The sequence below is a fragment of the Actinoplanes sp. NPDC051633 genome (genome assembly GCF_040681735.1).
Taxonomy (GTDB): Bacteria; Actinomycetota; Actinomycetes; order Mycobacteriales; family Micromonosporaceae; genus Actinoplanes.
In genome coordinates this window covers 1-10,159 of sequence record NZ_JBFAZH010000155.1, presented here as the reverse complement: position 1 = coordinate 10,159, position 10,159 = coordinate 1, and the positions used below count along the sequence as shown (strand labels likewise).

The 10,159-nt window shown below is 71.2% G+C and carries 13 protein-coding genes; 9 read left to right on the top strand and 4 right to left on the bottom strand.

What is annotated here, in order from left to right; all coding sequences use genetic code 11:
• Positions 1-65: 65 nt before the first annotated feature.
• Entirely contained in the window at positions 66-833 is a 768-nt protein-coding gene (locus AB0M20_RS11940) for an alpha/beta fold hydrolase (RefSeq protein WP_364297170.1), read from the bottom strand.
• A 94-nt stretch (positions 834-927) separates the two neighbouring features.
• Here AB0M20_RS11940 and AB0M20_RS11935 point away from each other — a divergent pair, with 94 nt between their 5' ends.
• The 3 genes from AB0M20_RS11935 to AB0M20_RS11925 are packed head-to-tail and all read left to right on the top strand — an operon-like array spanning position 928 to position 2,581.
• Positions 928-1,509, top strand: coding sequence for a helix-turn-helix domain-containing protein (locus AB0M20_RS11935; protein ID WP_364297168.1), 582 nt, complete (start codon positions 928-930; stop codon positions 1,507-1,509).
• On the top strand, positions 1,506-2,222 hold the full coding sequence (locus tag AB0M20_RS11930) for a HipA family kinase (RefSeq protein ID WP_364297166.1): 717 nt from the start codon (positions 1,506-1,508) through the stop codon (positions 2,220-2,222). The genes AB0M20_RS11935 and AB0M20_RS11930 overlap by 4 nt, the downstream gene beginning before the upstream one ends.
• The gene (locus AB0M20_RS11925) at positions 2,219-2,581 is read left to right on the top strand and encodes a DUF3037 domain-containing protein (RefSeq protein WP_364297164.1); all 363 of its coding nucleotides are present in this window, start codon (positions 2,219-2,221) and stop codon (positions 2,579-2,581) included. Before AB0M20_RS11930 ends, AB0M20_RS11925 begins: the two co-directional genes overlap by 4 nt.
• On the opposite strand, the gene AB0M20_RS11920 is transcribed toward AB0M20_RS11925, so the two are convergent.
• Positions 2,558-3,499 (bottom strand): SDR family NAD(P)-dependent oxidoreductase, encoded by a 942-nt coding sequence (locus tag AB0M20_RS11920; RefSeq protein ID WP_364297162.1) that lies wholly within the window; start codon positions 3,497-3,499, stop codon positions 2,558-2,560. The two genes, AB0M20_RS11925 and AB0M20_RS11920, sit on opposite strands and share 24 nt — an antisense overlap.
• Positions 3,500-3,559: 60 nt before the next feature.
• On the opposite strand from AB0M20_RS11920, the gene AB0M20_RS11915 reads away from it, so the two are divergent.
• The 5 genes from AB0M20_RS11915 (at position 3,560) to AB0M20_RS11895 (ending at position 8,086) form a co-directional block, all read left to right on the top strand.
• A complete protein-coding gene (locus AB0M20_RS11915; RefSeq protein WP_364297160.1) occupies positions 3,560-3,895 on the top strand; it encodes a PadR family transcriptional regulator in 336 nt (111 codons plus the stop codon).
• Complete coding sequence (locus AB0M20_RS11910; RefSeq protein WP_364297158.1) at positions 3,892-4,683, top strand: ATP-binding cassette domain-containing protein; 792 nt, start codon at positions 3,892-3,894, stop codon at positions 4,681-4,683. The genes AB0M20_RS11915 and AB0M20_RS11910 overlap by 4 nt, the downstream gene beginning before the upstream one ends.
• A complete protein-coding gene (locus AB0M20_RS11905) occupies positions 4,680-5,369 on the top strand; it encodes a hypothetical protein (protein WP_364297156.1) in 690 nt (229 codons plus the stop codon). Before AB0M20_RS11910 ends, AB0M20_RS11905 begins: the two co-directional genes overlap by 4 nt.
• 9 nt (positions 5,370-5,378) lie before the next feature.
• Positions 5,379-6,446: an ATP-dependent DNA ligase gene (locus AB0M20_RS11900; RefSeq protein ID WP_364297154.1), complete on the top strand. Its 1,068-nt coding sequence runs from the start codon at positions 5,379-5,381 to the stop codon at positions 6,444-6,446.
• A 146-nt stretch (positions 6,447-6,592) separates the two neighbouring features.
• The gene (locus AB0M20_RS11895; RefSeq protein ID WP_364297174.1) at positions 6,593-8,086 is read left to right on the top strand and encodes an alpha/beta hydrolase; all 1,494 of its coding nucleotides are present in this window, start codon (positions 6,593-6,595) and stop codon (positions 8,084-8,086) included.
• On the opposite strand, the gene AB0M20_RS11890 is transcribed toward AB0M20_RS11895, so the two are convergent.
• Positions 8,037-8,402, bottom strand: coding sequence for a potassium channel family protein (locus AB0M20_RS11890; RefSeq protein ID WP_364297172.1), 366 nt, complete (start codon positions 8,400-8,402; stop codon positions 8,037-8,039). The two genes, AB0M20_RS11895 and AB0M20_RS11890, sit on opposite strands and share 50 nt — an antisense overlap.
• 113 nt (positions 8,403-8,515) lie before the next feature.
• Here AB0M20_RS11890 and AB0M20_RS11885 point away from each other — a divergent pair, with 113 nt between their 5' ends.
• Positions 8,516-9,019 (top strand): GNAT family N-acetyltransferase, encoded by a 504-nt coding sequence (locus tag AB0M20_RS11885; protein WP_364297152.1) that lies wholly within the window; start codon positions 8,516-8,518, stop codon positions 9,017-9,019.
• A gap of 18 nt (positions 9,020-9,037) precedes the next feature.
• Here AB0M20_RS11885 and ligD read toward each other — a convergent pair whose 3' ends face one another.
• Positions 9,038-10,075 carry a non-homologous end-joining DNA ligase gene (ligD, locus tag AB0M20_RS11880; protein ID WP_364297150.1) on the bottom strand — a complete coding sequence of 346 codons (1,038 nt, stop codon included), beginning with the start codon at positions 10,073-10,075 and terminating at the stop codon, positions 9,038-9,040.
• Positions 10,076-10,159: the final 84 nt, after the last annotated feature.

Sequence of the window (10,159 nt, the reverse complement as noted above, 5' to 3'; positions counted from 1 at the left end):
GCGTGGCTGGGCTACCACTTCTGGTCCCGGGCGCAAGTGGTAGGCCACCCACCGTTGCGGGTCGGCTAGTGCTGTTGCGGGTTGCTGCGGGAGGCCAGCCAGTCGGCCAGGATGGCCGGGGCCTTGACGTAGATCTCGTGGTCGTCGGCTGCCTCCACCACCGACACCGGGTTGCCCGTCAACGGCGCCAGCCGGTCGGCTATCTGGGCGTGCAGCGGGTTCGGGTCTCTGCTCGTCGCCACGGTCACCAGGCCCTGCGGCAAGGACTCGAAGCCCCTCGCCGTGATCAGCGGGCCGTCGTCGCGCAGGGCCGCCTCCGCGTTCGGCTCCATCAGCTTGACCGCCGGGTCGGACAGGTCGGCCCGGCCCTCCGACAGCACCCCCAGCATCGTGTGGAAGCCGCCGACCCAGTCGCCCGGGTTCGCCGCCAGATACTCCTCGATCGGCGCCATCAGCCCGGCCTGGATCTCGGCCGCCCCGGGCAGCATGCCCAGCGCCGCCGGCTCCCAGGCGATCACCTCGGCGGCCGCCGCCGGGTGGCGCTCCGCCAGCGCGAGCGCGACCACGCCGCCCGAGCTGAAACCCATCACGGTGCCGCCCACGGCGTCCCGCGACCGCAGGATCGCCAGAGCATCGTCGGCGTGCTGATCGGCGCCGTCACCGGGCCAATCGGCTCGGGTGCTGCCGCCGGTGCCGCGCCGGTCGTACCAGATCGCCCGGAACCCGCGCCCGGCCAGCGCCTGGCCGATCCCGTCCAACATTCCCGCGTCCTCGGCCCCGCCGTGAATGAGCAGCACCACCGGACCATGACCCGCCTCGCGTACGTGAAACATTAACTTAACTCCGTATCTATCGAATATGCTCTAAGCTAAGCCAATGACCGCCGGAGGGCAAGCGAAAAGGCGCTACGACGCCACAAGCCGACAGTTGCAGGCGCGCGAGACCCGTGACCGGGTGCTCGCGGTGGCCCGGCGGCTGTTCGTCGAGCGCGGCTACGCGGCCACCTCGATCGCACTCGTCGCCCGCGAGGCCGGCGTCTCGGCGCCGACGGTGTTCACGCAGTTCGCATCGAAGGTCAACCTGCTCAAGGAGGCGGTGGACACCGCCATCGCGGGCGACACCGACGATCAGCCGCTGCGGGATCGGCCCGTCCTGCAGCGCATCCATCGGGCCGGCACGTTCGACGAGATGATCGAGCGGATGGCCGACGCGTTCGCCGAGGTGGCCGAGCGGTCGTACCCGATCTATGCGGTGGTGTTCGGTGCCGCCGACGCCGATCCGCAGATCGCGGCCCTGCTCGCGGAGCTGGACCGGCAGCGGCTGGTCGGCGCCGCGCTGCTCGCCGAGACGGTCGTCGCCCGCGCGGGCAGGGGCGACGTCGACGAGGTCCGCGACCGGCTGTGGGTGCTGATGTCGCCGCTGCAGTTCGGCCTGGTCGTCCGTGACCGTGGCCGGCCGGTGGCGTGGTACCGCACGTGGACGGCGGCGCTGCTGCGGACGCTAGTGTGATCACCGTGCTGCGCGAGGTCATCGCCACCCGCTACGTGACGCCGTTGCGTGAGGGCGGCTCGTTGCCCGGCGTGGTCGAGGCGGACGACTCCGGCACGTACGTGGTGAAGTTCCGCGGTGCCGGGCAGGGCCCCAAGGCGCTGGTCGCCGAGATCATCTCCGGTGAGCTCGCTCGCGGCCTCGGCCTGCCCGTACCCGAGCTGGTGGTCGTGCACCTCGACCCGGTCGTCGCGCGCGCCGAGCCCGACCAGGAGGTGCAGGAGCTGATCAAGGCCAGCGCCGGCGCCAACCTCGGGATGGACTTCCTGCCGGGCGCGCTGGGCTACGAGCCGAACATCAACCCGGTCGACGCCGAGCTGGCCGGCCGGATCGTGGCGTTCGACGCGTTCACCGAGAACGTGGACCGCAGCTGGCGCAATCCCAACCTGCTGATGTGGCACCGCAGGCTGTGGATGATCGACCACGGGGCGTCGCTGTACTTCCACCACGACTGGGCGCGGGCCGCTGAGAAGGTGCACCGTCCGTACAAATGGGACGATCACGTGCTGCGTCCGTACGCAACGACAAGAAGCGGCTTGTCCGACGAGCTCACCGAGGAGCTGATCCGCGCGGCGGTCGCCCTGGTCCCCGAGGAGTGGATGGATGTCGAGCCCGGGCGCTACGTGGAGCATCTGACCGCTCGGGCGGCGCGTCCGGAGGCGTGGCTGCCGTGAGAGTCCCCTACGAGTACGCGACCATCCAGGCCGTGCCCCGCATCGAGCGCGGCGAGCTGATCAACGTGGGCGTGCTGCTCTACTGCCAGCGGCTCGACTTCCTGCGGGCCGGCACCCACCTGGACGAGGTCCGGCTGCGCGCGCTGGACCCGCAGGTCGACCTCGACGCCGTGCGGACGGCGCTGACCGGCTGGCAGAAGACCTGCGAGACGACCGCGCAGCCGATGACGCTGGGCGAGCGTTTCCGCTGGCTGGTGGCGCCGCGCAGCACGATCCTGCGGGCCGGCCCGGTGCACATGGGCCTCGCCGCCGACCCGGCGGCGGAGCTCGACCGGCTAGTCGCGCTGCTGGTTCACTAGCCACGCCGCGCCGAGGACCGCGAGCCCGGCGGCCCCGCCGACCAGGGCCCCGACCCGGCCGCGGCCCCAGCGCACCGGGCCACCCTCGAACCGCGGCCGGGGCTCGAAGACGTTGCCGTCGGTCTCGGATGTCGGCGTGGACAGTGCCATCCGGCGGGCCAGCGGGCCGACCAGCCGGTCGTATACCCACGGCAGGTAGACGAAGCCGAACTCGACGAACCGGTTGCCGGGCCCCACCGATCGTTCGAGACGCGGGTGGTCGGCGTTCTTGACGATCGCCTCGGCCATCACCGACGGCGGGTCGACCGGGGGAGGCGGCCGGCCGACGAACCCGGCGTAGTTGGCGGCACTGGTGTAGATCGGTGTGTCGACGCTGCCCGGCGTGATCGAGCTGACGTGCACGTCGGGCAGGTCGCGGGTCTCCTGCGCCAGCGTCCGGGTCAGGCCGCGCAAGCCCCACTTCGAAGTGACATAGGCAGACATGTACGGGACGGTGACGTGCCCGAGCAGCGACCCGCACAGGATCAGCGTGCCGTGCCCCTGCGCCCGGAACTGCCGCAGCGCCACCCGGGCCACGTTCGCCGAGCCGAGCAGGTCGGTCGTCACCACCCGGTCGAAGACCTCCGCCGGAAGTTCCTCGAACCGGCCGTACGCCATCACCGCCGCCGTGTCGGACCAGACGTCGATCCGGCCGAACCGCTCCACGGCGGCCGAGACCAGGAGGTCCAGCGACTCGGGGTCGGTCACGTCGGCCGGCACCACGAGGGGGTCGCCGGGCAGCGAGGCGGCCACCGCCCGCAGGTCGGCGAGCCCGCGAGCGGCCAGCACCAGCCGGTCCCCGCGGTCCGCGAAGGCCTTCGCGGACGCTCGCCCGATCCCGCTCGACGCGCCGGTCAGCACCACCACTCGTGAGGTCATGACCGTCAACTACCCGCCTCCGGGACAGACTTGACTAGGTAGCGGTGCTACCTTGTGGCGATGGATCGGGACAGGCGGGCGCAGTGGCTGCGCGGCGTGCTCGACCTGTGTGTGCTCGGCGCGCTGGCCGGCGGGGAGTCGTATGGCTACCAGATCGCCCAGCGACTCGAGGTCGGCGGGCTGGGCCCGATCGCCGGCGGCACGCTGTATCCGACGCTGCTGCGGCTGGAGAAGGTCGGCCTGATCCGGGCCGACTGGCGCGGCGGCGAGGGCGGCCCGGCACGCAAGTACTACCGGCTCAGCGACGAGGGAGCGGCGACGCTGCGGGAGTCGTCGCGGGAGTGGTCCGGTTTCGTGGGCGTGGTGAACGCATTCCTGGAGGTGGCGGCGCCGTGACGGTGGAGTCCTGGCTCGGCTTGTTGACAAGCGAACTGCGTCGCCGCGGGGTGGCGCCCGATGCGGTGGTCGCGGAGGTCGCGCTGCACCTGCGGGAGAGCGGCCAGGATCCGGAGAGGGTCTTCGGTACGCCGTACGCCTACGCGACGAGGGTGGCGGAAAGCCTCGTCGTCATGAACCCGACCCCACCGGGCAACGTCCGTCTGGAGGTTCGTGGCATCACCAAGCGCTACGGCCGGCGGACGGTCCTGGACGGCATCGACCTGACCGTGCGGGCCGGCGAGGTCCTCGCGATCGTCGGCGCCAACGGCTGCGGCAAGAGCACCCTGCTGCGCATCTGCGCCGGCCTGGTGAGCCCGGACGCCGGCGAGGTGCGGGTGCACGGCCGCCTCGGCTATTGCCCACAGGAGGGCGGCACGGCCGAGCGGCTCACGCCCGACGAGCACTTCATCCTGATCGGCGCCGGTCGAGGGGCGAGGCGGACGACGGCCAGGCATGCGGGCCGGTCGGTCGCCGCGACCCTCGACTGGCCGGAGGTGGCCGATGCGCCGGTCGCCGGGCGCCTGAGCGGCGGCACCCGGCAGAAGCTCAACCTGATCATGTCCGGGCTGGGCGACCCCGAGGTGCTGCTGCTCGACGAGCCCTACCAGGGCTTCGACAAGGGCAGCTATCTGGACTTCTGGCAGCAGGTGTGGCGCTGGCGGACCGAGCGGAAGGCGGTAGTCGTGGTGACCCACCTGCTGAGCGAGCTGGACCGGGTCGACGCCGTGCTGGAGCTGGGCCGATGAGGACGCTGACCGTGGCCGACATGGCCCTGCGCGAGATCGTCCGCCGCCGCTCGGTGCTGGTGCTGCTGCTGGTCATCCCGCTGGCCTTCTACATGGCCCGGCGGGGCACCGAGTGGTGGCAGGGGCTCCGCTTCATGGTGATGGGCGTCGGCTGGGCGCTGAGCACGGCGGCGCTGTTCGCGGGCAACGGCGCCCGGTCGCTCGAGCCGCGGCTGCGCCTGTCCGGGTACGCGACCCGCCACCTCTGGGTCGGCCGGCTGCTCGCGCTGTGGACGGTCGGCGCGGTGGTCTCGGTGCCGTACTGGGTGCTCGTCACGGTCGACCTGCCGCAGGTCCGGTCCGGCGCGCTGGCGGTGATCCTCGCCCTGACCGTGCTGATCTCGGCGCCGTTCGGGCTGGCGATCAGCGCGCTGCTGCCCCGGGAGTTGGAAGGCATGCTGGTGCTGCTGACCGTGCTCGCGATGCAGACGGTGCTGGCACCGGAGGCCCGGTTCGGGCAGGTGCTGCCGTTCTGGTTCGCCCGCGAGATCGGGGTGTACGCGATCGAGTCGGACGCCGGCGTCGCGCATCTGACCAAGGGCCTGACGCACGCGGCCGTGGCGGCGACCGTGCTCCTGATCGCGGTGGCGGTCCTCTCCGGCCTGCGCCTGCGCAGGCGGCGCCACCTGCGGCTCTGGACGGCATAGGGTGTGGCGATGGACCTGCCGATCAACCCGCCCGTGAAGCCCATGCTGGCCAAGCCGGTCGCGGACATCCCGCCCGGGCAGATCTACGAGCCGAAGTGGGACGGGTTCCGCTCGATCATCTTCCGGGACGGCGCCGAGGTGGAGATCGGCAGCCGCAACGAGAAGCCGATGACCCGCTACTTCCCCGAGGTCGTCGAGGCGGTGCTGGCCAACTTCCCGGACCGCGCGGTGATCGACGGCGAGGTGATCGTCGCCGACACCGCCCGCAACACGCTCGACTTCGAGGCGCTGCAGCAGCGCATCCACCCCGCGGCCAGCCGGGTGAATCTGCTCAGCGAGCAGACGCCGGCCGGTTTCGTGGCGTTCGACCTGCTCGCGCTGGGCGACGAGGACCTGACCGAGCTGCCGTTCGAGGAGCGCCGCAGGCGGCTCGTCGAGTGCCTGTCGGGTGCCAAGCCGCCGATCTACACCACCCCGGCGACCGAGGATCTCGAGACGGCCCGGCGGTGGTTCGGCCAGTTCGAGGGCGCCGGCCTCGACGGCCTGATCGCCAAACCCAAGGACATCGTGTACGAGCCGGACCGGCGCGTCATGTTCAAGGTCAAGCACAAGCGCACCGCCGACTGCGTGGTGGCCGGCTACCGCGTGCACAAGAGCGCCGACAACCGGATCGGCTCGCTACTGCTCGGCCTCTACGACGAACGCGACATGCTGGTCTCGGTCGGCGTCATCGGCTCCTTCCCGATCACCGTGCGCGAGGAGCTGTTCCAGGAGATGCAGTCGCTGGTCACCACGTTCGAGGGGCACCCCTGGAACTGGGCCGCGCACGAGTCGGGCGAACGTACCCCGCGCAAGAACGAAGTGAGCCGGTGGAACAACGGCAAGGACCTGTCCTTCGTGCCGCTGCGCCCCGAGCGCGTGGTCGAGGTCCGCTACGACTACATGGAGGGCATCCGGTTCCGGCACACCGCGCAGTTCGAGCGCTGGCGCCCCGACCGCGATCCGCACACCTGCACCTACGACCAGCTCGAACGCCCGGTGCAGTTCAACCTGGCCGAGGTGCTGACGAGCCGCTGAGCGGACGCCTTACCTTCTCTTTCAGTCGGACCGGCTAGCCTTCTCACCGACTTGGTCCGCTGTTGGAAGGGTCCACCGTGCCGCTTCGTGCCCGCCTGGTCGTCGCCTCGCTCGCCGCCGTGGTCGTGGCGACCGCCGGTTGCACCCTGCCGGTGATCGCGCCGGACGAGTCCGGCACCGCCGCGCCCGGCCCGGCCGCCTCCCCGGCCGTCCCGGGCACTCAGGCGTCCTGGCGGTCCTGCCCCGAGGTGCCGCAGCAGATCGTCGGGCGCGGCGCGTCGGGGATGAGGTACGAGTGCGCGTCCGTGGCCGTGCCCCGCGACTGGGCCACCCCGAAGAGCGGCGAGACCTACGACGTCCAGATGATCCGGATCCGGTCGACCAATCAGGAGAACCGGATCGGATCCCTGGTGTTGAACCCGGGCGGGCCGGGCGCCTCGGGCATCGAGATCGCGGTCGGGCTCTCCTACGGGCAGAAGCTCGGCGGGCTGCCGACCGAGATCACCGACCGGTTCGACATCGTCGGCTTCGACCCGCGCGGAGTGGACCGGTCGTCGCCGATCAGGTGCATCAGCCGGACCGACCAGGACGCGCTCTTCGCCGCGGATCCCGACCCGGTGAGCCAGGCGGACTTCGACGAGGTCGCGGCGCTGAACAAGAAGATCGTCGAGGGCTGCGGCGACAAGTACGGCGCGCAGCTCCCGCTGTTCTCCACCGAGCAGGCGGCGCGGGACATGGACGCGGTGCGTTCCGCCGTCGGCGACCAGAAGTTGACCTACCTGGGTTACTCGTACGGGACGCTGCTGGGTGCCACCTATGCGCAGCTGTTCCCGAAGAACATCCGCGCGCTGGTGCTGGACGGCGCGGTGGACCCGACGGAGCCCTACATAGCGCGGAACGAGGCGCAGGCCAAGGGCTTCGAGCGGGCGTTCACCAACTTCTCGCAGTGGTGCGCGCGGACGCCCGCGCAGTGTCCGATCCAGCCGGACGCCCGCGGCGCGGTGACCGACGCGCTGGCCAAGTCCCGGGTCGACCCGGTGGCCGGCCCTGATGGCCGGGACGCCGAGCCCGGCTGGATCTTCACCGGCGTGGCGCAGGCCCTCTACTCGCAGACGCAGTGGCCGAGCTTGGCCAAGTCGATCGACAGCCTCCGGCGCGGCGACGCCAAGGGCATCTTCGAGCTGGCCGACGCGTACGCGCGACGCGAGCCGGGTGGGCGCTACACCAACCTCTTCGACGCGAACATGGTGGTGAACTGCGCCGACGCGGACGAGACACCGACCGTCCAGCAGATCCGCACGCTGCAGTCGCAGTGGCGGGCGAAGTACCCGCTCTTCGGCTCCTCGCTGGCGATGGGCATGCTGCCGTGCGCGCTCTGGCCGGGCAAGCACGACCCGTACCCGACGGGGGCGGCCACCGGAGCGCCGCCGATCGTGGTGGTCGGCACCACCGGCGACCCGGCGACGCCGTACGAGAACACCGCCGACCTGGCCGGCATGCTCGGCACCGGGCAGGTGCTCACCTGGGAGGGTGAGGGGCACACCGCGTACCCGAGCACCCCGTGCATCGTCCGGGCGGTGGACGGCTATCTCATCGATTTGACGGTGCCGACGGTGGGCCTGCGCTGTCCGGCACGCTGATCCCCTCCCGCTCGGCGATGGCCTCGGCGAGCTGACGGACCCGGCGCAGGTTCTGCTTCAGCTCCTCCTGCTCGTCGTGCCGGAACGCGTCCTGGTCGACGATCAGCTTGCTGGCGAAGTGCGCCGTGATCAGCGGCACCACGAGCAGCACCATGACCGAGATGAGCAGCCCGGCCATCAGGCGCGCCTGCCACGACACGGGGGAGATGTCGCCGTAGCCGACGGTGGACGCGGTCACCACGGCCCACCAGATCGCATCGCCGACGGAGACGTCGCGCTCGAAGACGCGGTAGAGCAGGCCGCAGATGATGATCATGACCCCGTAGGACAAGATCAGCATGCGCGGCGAGTTGGCCAACCAGACCATCCCGCGATAGACGCGGTGAAACGGCACCAGCAGTACATGCATCTGGACATCGTGCCTGGCCGATGCCACCGGCCGGGTCAGCCGAGAGGGCGTGTCAGGATGACCGGGTGTTGACCTTCCGCCTTGCCGTGCGCTCCGACGTGCCGGAGATCCTCGCCCTCTACGCCGACGACGACGTGAGCCGGGCCCGCGACGGTGCGGTGTCCGAGACGGCGGACGCGGCGCACTGGGCGGCGTTCGAGGCGATCGACGCCGATCCGGGCAACGAGCTGGTGGTGGCCGTGGACGACGACGGCGCGGTGGTGGGCACGTTCCAGCTGACCTTCACGCCGTCGCTGAGCCGCGGCGGCTCCTCGCGGATGACGATCGAGGCGGTCCGGGTGCGCGGCGACCTGCGTGGCCGGGGCGTCGGCCGCCGGATGATGCAGTGGGCGCTGGACCGGGGCCGGGAGCGCGGGTGCGGCCTGGCCCAGCTGACCAGCGACAAGAACCGCTCCGACGCTCACCGCTTCTACGAGTCCCTGGGCTTCACGTCCTCCCACGTCGGCATGAAGCGCCCGCTGTGACACGCGAAAAGGCCACGGTCAGCGGGGCTGGTCGCCGTCCCAGTTGGCGGCGTTCTTGCGGCTCGGCTGCACCCGCGGGGGCTCGCCCGGCATCTTCGGGTGGTCCGGCGGGTACGGCATGTCGCCCTCGCCGCGCTGCTCGTCGCGTTCCGACCACTCGAGCAGCGGCGTGATGTCGTACGCGACGTCGTCGATCCCGGCGTGCGCGTCACCCTTCTCGGCGAACCGCTTCGGCACCGTACGCAGGTCGAAGTCGTCCGGCTCCACGTCGGGCAGCTCGTCCCAGGTCACCGGCATGGACACGGTGGCCCGGGCGTTGGCCCGCAGCGAGTAGGCGCAGGCGATGGTCCGGTCCCGCGCCATCTGGTTGAAGTCGATGAACACCCGCTGACCGCGCTCCTCCTTCCACCACGCCGAGGTGATCAGGTCGGGCCGGCGCCGCTCCGCCTCCCGGGCGACGGCGATCGCGGCCCGCCGCACCTGCACGAAGGTGAACTCCGGCTTGATCCGGAGGTAGACGTGCACCCCGCGACCGCCCGACGTCTTGGGCCAGCCCTGGAAGCCGAGGTCGGCGTAGATCTCGCGAATCACGGCGGCGGTGCTGGTCACGTCGTCGAAATCGGTGCCCGGCTGGGGGTCGAGGTCGATCCGGAGCTCATCGGGGCTCTCCACCTCGGTGTTGCGCACCGGCCACGGGTGGAAGACGACCGTGCCCATCTGCGCCGCCCAGGCCACGTGGGCGAGGTCGGCCGGGCAGAGCTCGTCGGCCGTACGCCCGCTCGGGAAGGTGATCCTGGCGGTCTCGATCCAGGGCGGGACGCCGCGGGTGGAGATCCGCTTCTGGAAGAACATCTCGCCCTCGATGCCGTCCGGGAAGCGTTGCAGCGTCGTCGGCCGGTTGCCCAGCGCCCGCATGATGCCGTCGCCGACGGCCAGGTAGTACTCGAACACGTCCCGCTTGGTGTAGCCGGGCCGGGGGAACATCACCTTGTCGGGGCTGGTCAGCCGCACGGCGTGCCCGGCCACCTCGATCTCTTCCGCACTCCGCGTCGCCATGCGCTCGACCCTAAGGCCAAAGGACCGCCCGGCGCGTGGCCGGACGGTCCTTGGGAGCCGCAAAAAACGATCAGGCGGAACGAC

Coding starts and splice junctions, on each gene's coding strand:
- AB0M20_RS11940 (WP_364297170.1), bottom strand. CDS start 833: ATGTTTCACGTACGCGAGGCGGGTCATGGTCCGGTGGTGCTGCTCATT.
- AB0M20_RS11920 (WP_364297162.1), bottom strand. CDS start 3,499: ATGACCTCACGAGTGGTGGTGCTGACCGGCGCGTCGAGCGGGATCGGG.
- AB0M20_RS11915 (WP_364297160.1), top strand. CDS start 3,560: ATGGATCGGGACAGGCGGGCGCAGTGGCTGCGCGGCGTGCTCGACCTG.
- AB0M20_RS11905 (WP_364297156.1), top strand. CDS start 4,680: ATGAGGACGCTGACCGTGGCCGACATGGCCCTGCGCGAGATCGTCCGC.
- AB0M20_RS11900 (WP_364297154.1), top strand. CDS start 5,379: ATGGACCTGCCGATCAACCCGCCCGTGAAGCCCATGCTGGCCAAGCCG.
- AB0M20_RS11890 (WP_364297172.1), bottom strand. CDS start 8,402: ATGATCATCATCTGCGGCCTGCTCTACCGCGTCTTCGAGCGCGACGTC.
- AB0M20_RS11885 (WP_364297152.1), top strand. CDS start 8,516: ATGCCACCGGCCGGGTCAGCCGAGAGGGCGTGTCAGGATGACCGGGTG.
- ligD (WP_364297150.1), bottom strand. CDS start 10,075: ATGGCGACGCGGAGTGCGGAAGAGATCGAGGTGGCCGGGCACGCCGTG.